17 protein-coding genes are annotated in these 14,696 nt (G+C 70.9%); 13 read left to right on the forward strand and 4 right to left on the reverse strand.

Features of this window, described 5'->3' with window-relative positions:
* The first annotated feature begins 1 nt into the window (after window position 1).
* On the forward strand, window positions 2-1,357 hold the full coding sequence (locus ACQRWP_RS33430) for an MFS transporter (protein WP_430503370.1): 1,356 nt from the start codon (window positions 2-4) through the stop codon (window positions 1,355-1,357).
* Between the two features lie 19 nt (window positions 1,358-1,376).
* On the opposite strand, the gene ACQRWP_RS33435 is transcribed toward ACQRWP_RS33430, so the two are convergent.
* Window positions 1,377-2,090 carry an RICIN domain-containing protein gene (locus ACQRWP_RS33435; RefSeq protein ID WP_430500102.1) on the reverse strand — a complete coding sequence of 238 codons (714 nt, stop codon included), beginning with the start codon at window positions 2,088-2,090 and terminating at the stop codon, window positions 1,377-1,379.
* Between the two features lie 63 nt (window positions 2,091-2,153).
* Window positions 2,154-2,624 (reverse strand): aminoacyl-tRNA deacylase, encoded by a 471-nt coding sequence (locus ACQRWP_RS33440; RefSeq protein ID WP_430500103.1) that lies wholly within the window; start codon window positions 2,622-2,624, stop codon window positions 2,154-2,156.
* Window positions 2,625-2,717: 93 nt separating this feature from the next.
* Here ACQRWP_RS33440 and ACQRWP_RS33445 point away from each other — a divergent pair, with 93 nt between their 5' ends.
* The 8 genes from ACQRWP_RS33445 (at window position 2,718) to ACQRWP_RS33480 (ending at window position 9,309) form a co-directional block, all read left to right on the forward strand.
* The gene (locus ACQRWP_RS33445) at window positions 2,718-4,115 is read left to right on the forward strand and encodes an FAD-binding oxidoreductase (protein WP_430500104.1); all 1,398 of its coding nucleotides are present in this window, start codon (window positions 2,718-2,720) and stop codon (window positions 4,113-4,115) included.
* Window positions 4,112-5,455, forward strand: coding sequence for a class I SAM-dependent methyltransferase (locus ACQRWP_RS33450; protein ID WP_430500105.1), 1,344 nt, complete (start codon window positions 4,112-4,114; stop codon window positions 5,453-5,455). Before ACQRWP_RS33445 ends, ACQRWP_RS33450 begins: the two co-directional genes overlap by 4 nt.
* Before the next feature lie 101 nt (window positions 5,456-5,556).
* Window positions 5,557-6,114 (forward strand): winged helix-turn-helix domain-containing protein, encoded by a 558-nt coding sequence (locus ACQRWP_RS33455; RefSeq protein ID WP_124820022.1) that lies wholly within the window; start codon window positions 5,557-5,559, stop codon window positions 6,112-6,114.
* On the forward strand, window positions 6,107-6,976 hold the full coding sequence (locus ACQRWP_RS33460; RefSeq protein WP_430500106.1) for an SRPBCC domain-containing protein: 870 nt from the start codon (window positions 6,107-6,109) through the stop codon (window positions 6,974-6,976). Before ACQRWP_RS33455 ends, ACQRWP_RS33460 begins: the two co-directional genes overlap by 8 nt.
* 267 nt (window positions 6,977-7,243) lie before the next feature.
* Complete coding sequence (locus ACQRWP_RS33465; RefSeq protein WP_430500107.1) at window positions 7,244-7,576, forward strand: YbaB/EbfC family nucleoid-associated protein; 333 nt, start codon at window positions 7,244-7,246, stop codon at window positions 7,574-7,576.
* Between the two features lie 4 nt (window positions 7,577-7,580).
* On the forward strand, window positions 7,581-7,922 hold the full coding sequence (locus tag ACQRWP_RS33470) for a hypothetical protein (RefSeq protein ID WP_430500108.1): 342 nt from the start codon (window positions 7,581-7,583) through the stop codon (window positions 7,920-7,922).
* Window positions 7,900-8,997 carry a hypothetical protein gene (locus tag ACQRWP_RS33475; protein ID WP_430500110.1) on the forward strand — a complete coding sequence of 366 codons (1,098 nt, stop codon included), beginning with the start codon at window positions 7,900-7,902 and terminating at the stop codon, window positions 8,995-8,997. The genes ACQRWP_RS33470 and ACQRWP_RS33475 overlap by 23 nt, the downstream gene beginning before the upstream one ends.
* Window positions 8,998-9,018: 21 nt before the next feature.
* The gene (locus ACQRWP_RS33480; RefSeq protein ID WP_430500111.1) at window positions 9,019-9,309 is read left to right on the forward strand and encodes a hypothetical protein; all 291 of its coding nucleotides are present in this window, start codon (window positions 9,019-9,021) and stop codon (window positions 9,307-9,309) included.
* A gap of 26 nt (window positions 9,310-9,335) precedes the next feature.
* On the opposite strand, the gene ACQRWP_RS33485 is transcribed toward ACQRWP_RS33480, so the two are convergent.
* Window positions 9,336-9,653, reverse strand: a complete 318-nt coding sequence (locus ACQRWP_RS33485; protein ID WP_196928203.1) for a helix-turn-helix domain-containing protein — start codon at window positions 9,651-9,653, stop codon at window positions 9,336-9,338.
* Window positions 9,650-10,015 (reverse strand): type II toxin-antitoxin system RelE/ParE family toxin, encoded by a 366-nt coding sequence (locus ACQRWP_RS33490; RefSeq protein WP_430500112.1) that lies wholly within the window; start codon window positions 10,013-10,015, stop codon window positions 9,650-9,652. The genes ACQRWP_RS33485 and ACQRWP_RS33490 overlap by 4 nt, the downstream gene beginning before the upstream one ends.
* 56 nt (window positions 10,016-10,071) lie before the next feature.
* Here ACQRWP_RS33490 and ACQRWP_RS33495 point away from each other — a divergent pair, with 56 nt between their 5' ends.
* The 4 genes from ACQRWP_RS33495 to ACQRWP_RS33510 all read left to right on the forward strand — a co-directional run bounded on the left by ACQRWP_RS33495 (window position 10,072) and on the right by ACQRWP_RS33510 (window position 14,694).
* Window positions 10,072-10,353, forward strand: a complete 282-nt coding sequence (locus ACQRWP_RS33495) for a zinc-ribbon domain-containing protein (RefSeq protein WP_430500114.1) — start codon at window positions 10,072-10,074, stop codon at window positions 10,351-10,353.
* 341 nt (window positions 10,354-10,694) lie between these two features.
* Window positions 10,695-12,950: a putative bifunctional diguanylate cyclase/phosphodiesterase gene (locus ACQRWP_RS33500; protein WP_430500115.1), complete on the forward strand. Its 2,256-nt coding sequence runs from the start codon at window positions 10,695-10,697 to the stop codon at window positions 12,948-12,950.
* A 50-nt stretch (window positions 12,951-13,000) separates the two neighbouring features.
* Window positions 13,001-13,759: a MerR family transcriptional regulator gene (locus tag ACQRWP_RS33505; protein ID WP_430500116.1), complete on the forward strand. Its 759-nt coding sequence runs from the start codon at window positions 13,001-13,003 to the stop codon at window positions 13,757-13,759.
* A 164-nt stretch (window positions 13,760-13,923) separates the two neighbouring features.
* Window positions 13,924-14,694 carry a hypothetical protein gene (locus tag ACQRWP_RS33510; RefSeq protein WP_430500117.1) on the forward strand — a complete coding sequence of 257 codons (771 nt, stop codon included), beginning with the start codon at window positions 13,924-13,926 and terminating at the stop codon, window positions 14,692-14,694.
* Window positions 14,695-14,696 lie beyond the last annotated feature (2 nt).

Here is a 14,696-nt window from a genome sequence, read left to right on the forward strand (position 1 = left end):
GATGGCTTTCCGGCCACTCGTCGAGGTGGGTGGACCAGCCCAGACTTGTCCCGTGACCAAGAACCGCCGCCTGCATCCCGCCTGGCTGGTCGCCGCCGTCGCCTTCGTGGCGCTGGTCGGCGCGGCCGGCTTCCGCGCCACCCCGTCGGTGCTGCTGCACCCACTGCACGAGGAGTTCGGCTGGCCCCTGGCCACGATCTCCGCGGCCGTCTCGGTCAACCTGCTGCTCTACGGCCTCACCGCGCCGTTCGCGGCCGCCCTGATGGACCGGTTCGGCATTCGCCGGGTGGTCTCGGTGGCGTTGCTGCTGGTCGCCGCGGGCAGCGGGTTGACGATCTTCATGACGGCCAGCTGGCAACTTCTGCTCTGCTGGGGTGTGCTGGTAGGGCTCGGCACCGGCTCGATGGCGCTGGCGTTCGTGGCCACCGTCACCGGCCGCTGGTTCGTCCACCGGCGGGGCCTGGTCACCGGAGTGCTGACCGCCGGCGGGGCGGCCGGGCAACTGGTGTTCCTGCCACTGATCGCCATCCTGGTACGTGACCACGGCTGGCGTACCGCCGCGCTCGTGGTGGCCGCAGCGGCGCTGGCGGTCGTACCCCTGGTGGTGTGGTTCCTGCGCGAGCACCCGGCGGATCTCGGCCTGCCCGCGTACGGGGCGACCGAGGTCGTCGCGGCGCCGCCGGCGACCGGCGGCGCGGCGACCCGGGCGCTCGGCGCGCTGGCCACCGCGGCCCGGACCCGACCGTTCTGGCTGCTGGCCGGAGGGTTCGCGATCTGCGGGGCGACCACCAACGGCCTGGTCGGTACGCACTTCGTGCCGGCCGCGCACGACCACGGCATGACCCAGACCACCGCGGCCGGGTTGCTCGCCCTGGTGGGGCTCTTCGACATCGTCGGCACGATCGCCTCCGGCTGGCTCACCGACCGGGTGGACAGCCGCCTGCTGCTCGGCATGTACTACGCGCTGCGCGGGTTGTCCCTGCTGGTGCTGCCGAGCCTGTTCTCCGGCACCGCCGAGCCGAGCATGCTGGTGTTCATCGTCTTCTACGGCCTGGACTGGGTGGCCACCGTGCCGCCGACGGTGGCGCTGTGCCGGGAGTACTTCGGTGGCGCCGGAGCGGTGGTGTTCGGCTGGGTGTTCGCCGCACACCAACTCGGTGCGGCGGTCGCCGCGACCGGCGCGGGGCTGGTCCGGGACCGGCTGGGCGACTACGCGATGGCCTGGTACGTGGCGGGCGCGCTGTCGATCGGCGCTGCCGGGCTGTCGTTGCTGCTGCGCCGCCGCCCGGGCCGCCCGGTGCCGGAGGCCGTGCTGGTCGCCGCGACCGCGCCCAGGGCGTGGAGCTTCCGGGGCTGAACCGCGACGCGTCGGCCGGTCAGCCCACTGTCCACTGCTGGGCCGGCCGGCCGTCGCACTGTCGCTGCCGGATGTCCTCGCCGGCCTCGACGGCGTCGTCGTCTGCCTGGGCGCACTTGTTGCTGTGCGCGGCGACGAGCAGCACCGCGCTGGTGCCGGTCCCGCCGAACCGCCACTGCTGGTTGGCCTCGCCGTGGCAGGGGAACTGCTGCAACCGCGCGCCGTCGTCCCCACTGCCGCCCTCGACGTCGAGGCACTGCCCGTACGCGGCGTTTGTCAACGTCAGCACGCCCGCGCCGGCCGGGCTGACCACCCACTGCTGCTCCGGGGCGCCGTTGCACACGGCCAATTCGGCCTCGGCCTTCTCGCCGTCACCGTCGAGCCCCAGGCAGAGGCCCGAGGCGGCGCGCAGCACCCGGGGCCCGGTGGGCGGGGCGGCCGGCGTGCTGACCGACGGGGTCGGTGACGGCTCGGCCGGTGCGGTGGGGCTCGGCTCGCCGGTCGGCTCGCTGGGTTGCGCCGCGCTGGACGGCGTACCGACCGATGCCGGCACCGCCGGCTCGTCGTCGCCGTCGAGCAGCCCGGTGGCGAAGACGACACCCAGGAGTACGCCGACGACCGCGACGGCCACCGCGGCCCGCAGCAGCGGATCGGCCAGAGGGCCGGAGCGCGGTGCCCGGTGACCGCCGTAGACGGTGCCGGCGGGGTCGGGGCGTTCCTCGGGCGCGGACATACGCGCCATCCTCACCCACGACGTCGCGCCGGAGCCAGCCCGGCGGTGCGGCGGGTGCGAGGCTCAGCGGGTGGGCTGCAGGTCGGTGACGTCGGCGACGGTGGCGTCGAGGGCGGCGATCGCGGCGTCGGCGTCGATCGCGATCGCGAGGCCGCGCTCGCCGGCGCCCAGGGTGATCTCCCGGCCGCGCAGTCGCTCGTCGGCGACCACCGGCCAGGCCGTGCTCGCGCCGAACGGGGTGATGGTGCCGCGTTCGTAGCCGGTGGCGGCCAGGGCGCCCGCCGCGTCCGGCATGGAGAGCCGATGCACCCCGAGCAGGGCGCGCAGCTTGGGCCAGGAGACGACCCGGTCGCCGGGGGTGAGCACGAACAGGTGATCGTCTTCACCGCGCCGGACCACGATCGTCTTGACCACGTCGGGGACGGCCACGCCCCGGGCGGCGGCGGCCTCCGCGAGACTGCCGACCGCACCGTGGCTGACCAGGCGATACGGCAATTGGGCGGCGTCCAGGGCGGTGATCGCTGGCGATGGCATGCCCGCCACGGTAGCCGTCGGGCCTGCCAGCGGACGGGAAACTGCCAGCGCCGACATCCCACGCTTTCCAAACGGCGAGCGTAAGGTGATCACATGCGCGCTGAGCGTGTGGATCAACCGATTGACCATGATCAAGCGGTGGACACGCTGCGGCGGTCGTACGCCGCGGTGCCCACGGGCGAGCCTGTCCGGCTGGCCAAACGCACCTCCAACCTGTTCCGTCCCCGGTCCGCTCCCCGGACTCCGGGGCTCGACGTGAGTGGCCTGAACGGCGTGCTGTCGGTCGACCCGACCGGCCGCACCGCCGACGTGCAGGGCATGTGCACCTACGAGGACCTGGTCGACGCGACGCTGCCGCACGGCCTGATGCCGCTTGTGGTGCCGCAGTTGCGCACCATCACGCTGGGCGGCGCGGTGACCGGCCTCGGGATCGAGTCGACCTCGTTCCGCAACGGCCTGCCGCACGAGTCGGTCCAGGAGCTGGACGTGCTCACCGGCTCCGGCGAGGTCATCACCGCCCGACCCGACGGCGAGCACGCCGACCTGTTCAGCGCGTTCCCCAACTCGTTGGGCAGCCTCGGCTACGCCACCCGGCTGCGCATCGAGCTGCAACCGGTCGGCCGGTACGTGGCGTTGCGTAACGTCCGGTTCACCCAACTGGAGGCGCTGACCGACGCGATCGCGGAGGTGACCGCCACCCGGTCCTGGGCCGGCGAGCCGGTGGACGCGATGGACGGTGTGATGTTCAGCCCCGGCGAGGCGTACCTGATCTTCGCCACGTTCACCGACGTGGCCGACCCGCCCAGCGACTACACCGGTCAGGCGATCTACTACCGGTCGCTGCGCCGGCGCACCCGCGACGTGCTCACCGCGTACGACTATCTGTGGCGCTGGGACACCGACTGGTTCTGGTGCTCGTCGGCGTTCGGCGCGCAGCACCCGGTCGTGCGCAGGCTCTGGCCGGCGCGTTACCGGCGCAGCGACTTCTACCACCGACTGGTCCGGCTGGAGCACCGCCACCAGGTGGCGGCCCGGATCGACCGGCTGCGCGGGCAACCGGCCCGGGAGCGGGTCGTGCAGGACGTGGAGATCCCGCTGGACCGTACTGCCGACTTCCTGCGCTGGTTCGCCGGCGCGGTGGGAATGAACCCGGTGTGGCTGTGCCCGTTGCGACTGCGTGAGCCGGTGGGGCCCGGTTCGGCGCGGTCCTGGCCGCTATATCCGCTGCGGCCCGGGCAGGACTACGTCAACATCGGGTTCTGGGGGAGCGTGCCGATCGCGCCGGGCGCCGCCGACGGCGACGTCAACCGCACGATCGAACGCAGGGTGTCGGAGTCTGGCGGGCACAAGTCGCTCTACTCCGACGCGTACTACGACCGGGACGCCTTCGATCGCCTCTACGGCGGCGACACGTGGCGCGCGGTGAAAGACCGCTACGACCCGGACCACCGGCTGACGGGACTGTACGAAAAGGCGGTAGCACGAGCATGAGCCTGACCGACAGAGATCAGGGGGCGGCGAGCATCCCCGCCACCCCGCCGGCGGGGGGCCGGCACACGGGTCCGACCGTCGCGGATGTCATCCGCGCGGTCACCACGGGGCCGTTGCCGGTGCGGATCACCGGGTACGACGGCAGCGCCGTCGGCCCGTCCGACGCCGGCATCACCCTGGCGATCCATTCCGAGCGTGGGCTGTCGTACCTGCTCACCGCACCCGGCGACCTCGGCATGGCCCGGGCGTACGTCAGTGGTGACCTGGCGTTGCAGGGCGTGCACCCGGGTGACCCGTACGAGGCGTTGCGGGTGCTCAAGGACGAGCTGCGGTTACGCCCACCGTCGCTGGCCGAGGGGCTGGCGCTGGTCCGTGGGCTGGGCTGGGAGCGGCTGATGCCGCCGCCGGCACCGCCGCAGGAGGCGCAGCCCCGCTGGAAGCGGGTGGTGAACGGGCTGCGGCACTCGCGGGTGCGTGACAGCACTGCCATCTCGCACCACTACGACGTCTCCAACGCCTTCTACGAGAAGGTGCTCGGCCCGTCGATGACGTACACCTGTGCGGTTTTCCGGTCTCCGGACGACACGCTGGAGCAGGCCCAGGCGGCGAAGTACGACCTGGTCGCCGGCAAGCTGGCGCTGAAGAAGGGGATGCGGCTGCTGGATGTCGGGTGCGGCTGGGGTGGCATGGTGCGCCACGCCGCCCGCGAGTACGGCGTCAAGGCCCTCGGGGTGACCCTGTCGAAGGCGCAGGCGCAGTGGGCGCAGGCCGCGGTCGAGCGGGAGGGGTTGACCGAGCTGGCGGAGGTGCGATACCTCGACTACCGGGACGCGCCGGCCGAGCAGTTCGACGCCATCTCCTCGATCGGGTTGACCGAGCACATCGGGGTGCGCAACTACCCGGCCTACTTCGGGGCGTTGCGCAGCCGGCTGCGGCAGGGCGGGCGCCTGCTCAACCACTGCATCACCCGCGCCGACAACCGCGCGCCGCACCGTTCGGGCGCGTTCATCGACCGGTACGTCTTCCCGGACGGTGAGCTGGCCGGTCCGGGCCGACTGATCAGTGAGGTGCACGACGCCGGGTTCGAGGTGCACCACGAGGAGAACCTGCGCCAGCACTACGCGCTGACGTTGGCCGCCTGGTGCCGCAACCTGGTCGAGCACTGGGACTTCTGCGTCTCGGAGGTGGGCGCGGGCACCGCCCGGGTGTGGGGGCTCTACATGGCCGGGTCGCGGATGGCGTTCGAACGCAACGGCATCCAGCTGCACCAGGTGCTGGCCACTCACAACGGCCCGAACGGCGTGAGCGGCTACCCGCTGCGGCCGGACTGGTTGCCCTGATCACCTGCTGAGCGTCGCCGGAAGCCGCGTCGAAAAAAGTCGGCGCGGCTTCTCGCGAAGCGATTGACAAAGAAGTTTTGTACGTACAAACTGATTTTGCCATGAGAGATGTCCTGTACCTGGAGCAGATCGAGCAGGCCGAAGTCCTGCTCAAGCCGCAGCGCGTCGAAGTGCTGCGGCAACTGGCCGAGCCGCGCACCTGCACCGAGGTCGCGGCCCGACTCGACCAGACGCCACAGCGCGTCTACTACCACGTCAAGCAGCTCGTCGCGGCCGGCCTCGTCGAGCTGGTCAACGAACGCAAGGTCCGCGGCATCACCGAAGGCATCTACCAGGCCGCCGCCCGGTCCTACTGGCTCTCCCCGCGGCTCGTCGGCCGGATCGGCCTGCGCCGGGCCCGCGACGAGCTGAGCCTGGGCTACCTGCTCGACCTGATGGAGGAGGTCCAGGCCGACATCGCCGGCCTGGACCGGGCGGCGCCCGAGCTGCCCTCGATCGGGGTCTCCGGCGAGATCCGGGTGCCGGCCGAGCAGCGCCAGCAGTTCCTGCACGACCTGCAAACCGCACTTCAGGAGTTGTTCACCCGCTACGGCGGCAGCGAAGGAGATGCCTTCAAGCTGGCCGTCGCCTGCTATCCGAAAGGGAACGACAATGAGTGAGCCGATGAAGGTCCAGGCCCGTCTCTCCGCGCCCGTCGGGCGCGTCCGCCAGGCCCTGACCGACCCGGCCGAGCTGCGTCTCTGGCTGGCCGAGCACGCCGAGGTCGAGCTGCCCCAGCGGTACGAGTTCTGGGGCCGCTACACGCCCGAGGGCGACGCCCCGCACCAGCGGCTGCTGCACGCCGACGACGACACGCTGCGCTTCGGCTGGCTGCTCGACGGGGTGGAGACCACCACCGAACTCCAATTGACCGCCGAGGGCACCGACAGCACCGTGCTCACGCTGATCCAGAGCCACTTCGACTTCGCCGAGGCGATGAGCGGCTCCAGCATCCGGGGCGTGCTCCAGACGTACTGGGCGCTGTCCATCGCCAACCTGGCCGCCCACGTGGAGGGCAAGCCACTGCTGCCCCGCACCGACTTCACCTCCGCCGACCTGCGGGGCGAGCTGGTCATCGCCGCCCCCGCCGACAAGGTGTGGGAGTCGCTGACCAACTCCGAGCAGGCCAGCGCCTGGTTCGGCTACCCGATCGGCATCGAGCCCTGGGTCGGCGGTCGGTACGCCATGGGCGGCTTCGAGACCGGCTACGCGGCCAAGGTCGTCGACCTGGAGCCCGGCCGACGGATGTCCGTGGACTGGGGACCGACCGGCGTGACGAGCTGGGAGCTGGCCGAGTCCGGTGGCCGGACGACGCTGACCTTCGTGCAGAGCGGCTTCGACGAGGCCAACCCCCCGTACGGGGCCTGGAGCGGGTCGGTTGCCGGGCTGTTCGAGCTGCGTCGCTTCCACGAGGTGCCGAACTGGCAGCCGATCTGGCTCTCCGAGGAGATCCCCGGCCTCGAGCCCGCCCCGTCCAGCTGAGCTCGACATTCCCGGTCAACCTCCACCTTGGGCGGACTGAGCCATCGGCATCCAAGGTGGAGGGACCGGTCGGCGGGCCCGCCTAGCGGCCAGCTGATCGGTAAAGTCGGCTGAGTCAGTGTCGAGTCGGCGGCCGGGACGGTGCGGGTGGCAGGTCCAGACCATGCAGATCACACAGCGGTCGGGCGTTCGCTGGAAGCGGCAATGCGTCTGTTGGGCCAGACCGCCGGTCCGTCGGCCCTGACGGAGCCGACGTCATCACCAGTTGTGCCAACCGGCGAGGGCGAGCTGCGCGGGCGCGGCACCGCCGCCGACGGGCTGGTCGAGGCCGTGGTGGCTGGCTATGGCCGGCTGGAGTCGCTGGAGATCGACTCCCGCCTGCTGCGGCGCGGCACCGGTGCCATCGCCGACCACGTGATCAAGGCAGTGCGCGCCGCCCAGGATGACGAGCTGCAACAGCGCCAGGAGCTGCTCGGTGGCGACATCGACCAGGCAGCGACGCGTCGGCAGTTGGAGGAGGTCGCGGCAGAGGCTTGGCGTGGGCTGGACGGGATGATCGGCAACCTGGACGCGTTGACCCGCCGATTCGACCAGCGGTGACCGGATGACCGACGCGATAGAGGTCGACGTCTCCGCGCTGCACTGGGCGGCGCGGAGCATCGAGGCCAGCGGTGAGCGGCTCGGCACCGAGGTACAGCGGTTACAGGGCACCGTCACCGGTTCGGCCAGTCCCTGGGGTGGCGACGAGGCCGGCACGCTCTTCGGAGCGGCCTACACCGAGGTGCTGCAACACGCTCTCGACGTCTACGCCTCGATTGCCGACCAACTCCTGAGCGTGGCCGACAGGCTTGACGCCGCCGCCGATGCCCATGAGCGCAGCGACCTCGACAACGCGGCGCTGTTCACGAGACTGGGGCTGCCCGGTGGGCCTACAGCTGCCAGCTGAGCTCGCCGAGGCCCTCAACTGGGTCGGCTTCACCTGGCCAGAGGCCGACGAGGAGCTGCTGTACGAGGCCGCCCAGGCGTGGATGTCCTTCGCGGGCACGTTGCGCACGGCGGCCAGTGAGGCGAACGCCGGCGCGAGTGTCGTGAGCGCGACCAACCGGGGGCGGGACGTCACCGCCTTCGAGGCGATGTGGCGCGGCGAGGAGGGCCCGACCAGCCGTATCGAGGACGGTGCCGAGGCCGCAGAGCTCATCGCCGCTGCGCTGCTCGTGATGGCCGTGATCACGTTGACCCAGAAGGTCCTCACGATCGTCCAGCTCACGATCCTGGTGATCCAGGTTGCCATGGCGCTGGCGGCAGCGGCCCCCACCCTCGGTGGCTCGCTGGCACAGATCCCGATCGCGATCGGCGTGGCCCGGGTCGCGATCCGCCGGATCATCAAGGAGGTCGTGCAACGGGTCGTCAACGACATCATTCCGCGACTGCTTCGCCGCGCCAAGACGTTGCTGCGCAGGTTCAACCGCAAGGGCCCGGATCGGCGTCCGGGGCGCCCCGGCGTGCCCGGACCGCTGCAGGAGGTTCGCTACCAGGGCCGGCCAATGCTGGACAAGTACCGGTACGAGACCGCCGGTGACCATCCGGGAAATCCCTTTCGCCCCAGTTCGGTGCGTCGGCTCAGCGAGGCGGAACGGGAGGCGCACCGGGTGTACGTCGACTCGGACGGCATCCTGCGCCAGGCAAGAGACGGCCAGCCCTTCGACACCCGCGCCGCGTCCACCCACTGGACCAGGGACGGCGGCCGGGCCATCTTCGTGATGGATGAGCGAGGCAACATGTACGCCTCGAACTACCAACAGGTTGGCGACTTCCACCACTCCACCCTGGGCAACGGTCAGCCGGTCGCGGCGGCCGGTGAGATCGCGGTCGTCGACGGTAGGGTCCAGTACGTGACCTCCGCCAGCGGGCACTACCAACCCGGCCCCGAGCACATGCGGCAGGTCACCGACGAGCTGAGCCGCAACGGCGTCAAGGACATTCCGCTCTTCGGCTTTGACGGCCGTACCCGGTTGAACTGACCCGTCGGAAAGGTGCATGGAATGGACAGCCGCAACTGGAAGGGCGTCATCAACCAGATCCTGTACGGGTTGATGTTCACTCCTCAGCTGGACGACGACTCCGCCAGCCAGATGGCCGAAGCGATGGTCGAGCGACGTTACTTCGGGGACGGCCCGGGTGTGTATGCGGACGCGATCGTCCAGGCGCAGCAGTACGACGGCCCGCTCACCGACGAGATCGAGACGTCGCACAGCGAGCAGGGGTTCCGCGATTTTCTCCGCCGGCTAGCGGGCGAATTGGACCAGCGCCGGCCCTGGTACTCAGCCAGCTGACCGCCTCGATCTTGTGTTCGGTGGCCTCACGCGATGGCGGCGATGTCACCGTCGTCGAAATAGATTGCCTGGTGGAGCCGGCCTCCCAGGGCGGCTGCGTACCGGGCCACCACATCCTGACCGGAGATTCTGCCCTGCTCGATCTGGGACACCCGGCCCTTGGTCACGCCCATCCGCTCAGCGATCTGCTGCTGGGTAAAGCCGCGAGAGCGTCGTACCTCCGCGAGGCGGTGTCCGACGACCTGCGCGAGCAACTCTTCCTTGCCCGCCTCGACAGCCGCCTCGCCGCCGGCGCGCTGCACGTACTCCGCTCGGATGTCCGTCCACCGCACGTGACCACTCACCGCTGTCCCCCCTCCTGCTGTGCACGTTCCTTCAAGTAAATCTCGTACCGCTGCTCGGCGAGCGGGATGGCCTGTCGATACCAGCTCGTCCATTGGCCTGACTTGTCGCCGGCAACCAGCAGAATGCTCGCGCGCCAAGGGTCGAAGACGAAGAGGATGCGGACCGTGCCGGGGCGCAACTCCTTCAAGTTTGCTATCGACGACCCGCTGATCGTGTCGACCAGGGGTCGTCCCAGCCCGGGTCCAGCTTCGGAGAGCGCGTCGATGGCTTGGACGACCCGGGCGAACGTGGGCTCGTCCAAGTTGTCGATCCAGGCCCGAACCTCGTCGACGACGAAGACATCCCACTCTTCCTGGCTCACGAAAGGAGTATACCAATCGCTATACCTACGCGCTGGTCGACGGTTGTCCTGATCCGATGGCGGGATCTGGTGACTTTTCGCGGTTGAGTGGGTACTGGCTGGCGATGTTCTTCATCTTTGGGCTGCGTACCAAGGTCAACCGGTCCGGTGTCGTGCAGCAGGTCTGCCGCCACTGCGGCAACCAGGCCGCGCAGGTGATCACCCGCCGCTCGACGAAATTCACACTCTTCTTCATCCCCCTCATTCCGATTCGCACCCGGTACGCGCAGCAGTGCACGTTCTGCGGGGCGGAGTACGAGATCTCCAAGTCCGACGCCGAGCGCCTCCCGGTCGGCTGACCCGACGATGGAGCGCTTCCTCTGCTGGCTGATCGGCCGACAATCGTCCTCGGCCGACGTGGCCGTGCACACCGTTGCCCGCCCGCCCTGCACCCCTGGCCGGCGCAGACGCCGCCGCGCACGCCGTCCGTTGGCCGGCACCGCACTGCCCCGTTCACCCTGGAACCGATCCGCGGGCCGCTGACCCTGGCCGAGCCCCGGAGGCCGGGGCAAAAGGCCGGAGCCGCAGCGGGGTGAACGTTCGGCTCTGGCGGCGTTTCTGGGCGCTGGTTAGGCTTTCGGGGTTTGCCGTGGACCGGCGCCGCCGAGGGTGCACGCACGACGAAAGAGCCGGAGCGACCGTGTCCCGACAGGACGGAAAGCAGGCTGCGGGGACGCTCAACCCCGCCGGTGCTTTCGTCGCGGCTGCGGTCATCCTGCTGGAGGCGGGCTGGCTGGTCGCCGCGTTGCCCGGCGCCGCGCTGGTCAGCGACATCGGCGCGATGCTGGTCGCCGGCTGGGCGACGCTCGCGTGCGTCGGGGTGGCCCGTCGACATCCGACGCCGCTGCGCCGGTTCTGGACGCTGCTCGCCCTCACCATGGGGCTCGCCGCGATCGGCCGGGCGATCTGGACGGTGCAGCGGCTGGTCGGCGGCGACCTGCCGCACACACCGGTGGTCGGGGTGGTCTTCACCGCCGGCATCCTCACCGGCACGGCCGCGCTGCTCAGCTCGCCGTCCGCACCGAGGACCGCGGTCGGGCGGGCCCGTACATTGCTGGACGGGGTGATCGTCGCCCTGGCCCTGGTGCCGATCGGTTGGGTGCTGGTCTTCCGGGGGGTCGCCGCCGCCGAGCTGGCCGACCCGGCGCGCACGCTGGGGCTGCTCTTCCCGATGTTCGACCTGATGCAGCTCACCATCCTGGTCGCGGTCTCCGGGCCGGCCCGGCCGATGTGGCGGCCGATGACCGTCCTCGCGGCGAGCCTCACGCTGCGGGTCGTCGCCGACGTCTTCTACGTGTCGCTGGTCGCCCGCGCCGACTACACCGCCGGTCACCCGATCGACCTGTGCTGGCCGTTGAGTTACCTGCTCATCGGCCTGGCCACCCGCAACCCGCCGCCACCGGACTGCGACGGCACCGACGACACCGCCGAGTCGCCGCTGCCGCCCTGGTGGCGGGTGGCGCTGCCGTACCTGCCGGTGGGTGGGGCGATCATTGCGGTGGTGCTGGCCCGTCGGCCCACCGGGCAGACCCCGCAGCTCGTGTTCGTGACGATGATGGTGTTGCTGGCGGCCCTCGCCGTCCGGCAGGGGTTGGCCGCCAACGAGAACCTCCGGTTGGTGGCCCGGCTGCGCCGGCTCGCGTACGGCGACCAGCTCACCGGTCTGCCCAACCGGCTGTTGTTCAACCGGCGGCTGCGCCTGGCCCTGCGCGACGGGCGACCGGTGGCCGTGCTGCTGCTCGACCTGGACGGGTTCAAGCAGGTCAACGACCGGTTCGGGCACGCCACCGGCGACACCCTGCTGACCGGGCTCGCGGCCCGGATGCACACCGCCGTGAACGGCGACGGCACCATCGCCCGGCTCGGCGGTGACGAGTTCGCGGTGCTGGTCGACGGCGAGGGACCGGTCTCACCGGAGCGGCTCGCCGAGCGGCTGCTGGACGCGCTGCGGCCCTCCGACGACGAGGAGGACGTCGGGGTGCACCCGTCGGCGAGCATCGGCATCGCCGAGTACGGCCCGCAGCACGCCTCCCACACCGACCTGCTGCGCGACGCCGACATCGCCATGTACGCGGCAAAGGCGGCCGGGAAGTCCGCGTACCGGACGTGCACGCCGGCGTTGCGCGAGTCGGCCGTCTCCCGCGCCGAGTTGATCGCCGACCTGCGCCGCGCTGTCGACGAGGATCAGCTGCACCTGGAGTTTCAACCCATCGTCGACCTGGCCACTGGCGCAGTGCGCAGCGCCGAGGCGTTGGTGCGCTGGCGGCACCCTCGGCTGGGGATGTTGCCGCCGGCGAAGTTCCTGCCGCTGGCCGAGGAGACCGGGTTGATCCTGCCGATCGACCGCTGGGTGATCCACGAGGCGTGCCGGGCCGCCGCGACCTGGCGGGGCCGGGCGCCGGAGGCGACCGTCGCGGTGAACATCGCCGCCGCGCACCTGCGTCGGCCGGACCTGATCGCCACGGTGACCGCGGCCACCAGCGCCGCCGGGCTGGCACCGCGGGCGTTGACCCTGGAGCTGACCGAGTCGGCGCTGATCGAGGGCACCGAGGCGGTGCTGGAGCGGCTGCACCAGCTCCGCGAGCTGGGCATCCGGATCGCCATCGACGACTTCGGCACCGGCTACTCGTCGCTGAGCTACCTGCACCGCATCCCGGCCACCGAGCTGAAGATCGACAGGTCGTTCGTGGCTCGGCTAGGTACCGACGACCGGGCGTACGCCACGGTGGAGATGGTCACCCGCCTGGCCGGCGCGTTCGACCTGGCGGTGGTCGCCGAGGGGGTGGAGACCGAGCGTCAGCACGAGGCGGTCACCGCGATCGGTTGCCCACGGGGCCAGGGCTATCTGTACGGGCGGCCGGACGGCCCCGCCATGGTGGGCCAGAATCGGAGTTGACTCTTACGTAACGGCAGGCAGGAGCCTGGTTCCCGGAAGGGAGGGGGACCATGGCATACACGGTGGGTCAGGTCGCGAAGGTGGCCGGCGTGACGGTGCGGACGCTGCACCACTACGACGAGATCGGGTTGCTCTCCCCCAGCGGGCGCACCTCGGCCGGTTACCGCCGCTACGACGACGCGGACCTGCAACGGCTGCAACTCGTCCTGTACTACCGGGAGCTGGGTTTCCCGCTTGAGGAGATCACCGCGATCATCGACGACCCGGCGGCCGATCCGGCCGCGCACCTGCGCCGACAGCACGAACTGCTGACGGTACGGCTCAAGCGGTTGCAGGAGATGGTCACGGCGATCGAGTTCGCGATGGAGGCGAGCAAGATGAACATCCAACTCACGCCGGAGGAGCGGTTCGAGGTCTTCGGTGACTTCGATCCGGAGGAGCACCAGGCCGAGGCGGAGCGGCGGTGGGGTGACACCGACGCGTACCGGGAGTCGAACCGGCGGGTCTCCCGCTACACCAAGGACGACTGGCTGCGGAACAAGGCGGAGAACGAGGACTGGGGTCGGCGGATCGTCGCGCTGATGGCCTCGGGCGCGCCGGCGGACAGCCCGGAGGCGATGGAACTGGCCGAGGAGCACCGGCAGCTCATCAGCCGCTGGTTCTACGAGTGCTCGTACGAGATCCAGACCGGGTTGGCCGACATGTACCTGGCCGACGAGCGGTTCACCGCGCACTACGAGAACATCGCCCCGGGGCTGGCCGCCTATCTGCACGAGGCGATCCACGCCAACGCGATCAGCCGGGCCTGATCGGCCGGCAGGCCGACCGGGAACAACAGCGGCCGGCAGGCCGACCGGGAACAACAGCGGCCGGCAGGCCGACCGGGAACAACAGCGGCCGGGAGGCCGACCCGGAACAACAGTCGGTGCGGTCCGGCTAGTCTGGCCGGACCGCACCGCCCGGGGAGATGACAGTGCAGAAACCGAAGCTGATCGCCGCTGTCGCCGTGCTCGTGGTGGCGGTCGGCGCCGGGGCGTGGGCGCTGGTTGCCGCCGGCGACGACGAACCGGACGCGGGTCGCCCGGCGGCGTCGGCGAGTGCCGACCCGGTCGGTGTGCTGAAGGCCGCCGCCGCGAAGGCCGACGAGCAGCCGTACAAGCTGACCGTCGGCACCGGTGGTACGGACGGCGACGCCACGGTGCTGCTCTGGGACCCGAAGGCGAAGCGTGGTCTGGAGACCACCTCGCTGAAGGTGCCCACCGGTGTGGTGAAGATCGAGCGGTTGACCACCGGGCCGGACGTGTACGTGCGGGTCACCGCCCCGGACCGCCGTGTGCCGGTCTGGGACGGCAAGACCTGGTGGCACGTCGGCGCCCCGGGCGCCCCGGCGGCCAAGCAGGGCCTGGACAACACCCGGCTGGCCAGCACGCTGGGCGCGCCGACGGGAGTTCGGTTGACCGGCGAGCGGGAGTACGCGGGCACGCTGGACCTGCGGCAGAGCGGCGCGGTGCTGGGCAGCGGCGTCGGCAGTGTGCTCGGTGACCGGGCCGCGGCGGTGCCGTTCACCGCGGCCGTGGACGAGCAGGGTCGGCTGGTCCGCTACCGCATCGAGTTGGCCAGCGAGCAGTCGCAGACCGCCCAGCTCGACCTGACGTACTCGGATTTCGGGCTGCCGGTGTCGGCGGACCCGCCGGCGGCCGACCTGGTGGGCGAGGACCCACCGGCGAACATCCCGGGCGCCTGAGG

This window comes from Micromonospora trifolii (assembly GCF_050516465.1).
GTDB lineage: Bacteria > Actinomycetota > Actinomycetes > Mycobacteriales > Micromonosporaceae > Micromonospora > Micromonospora trifolii.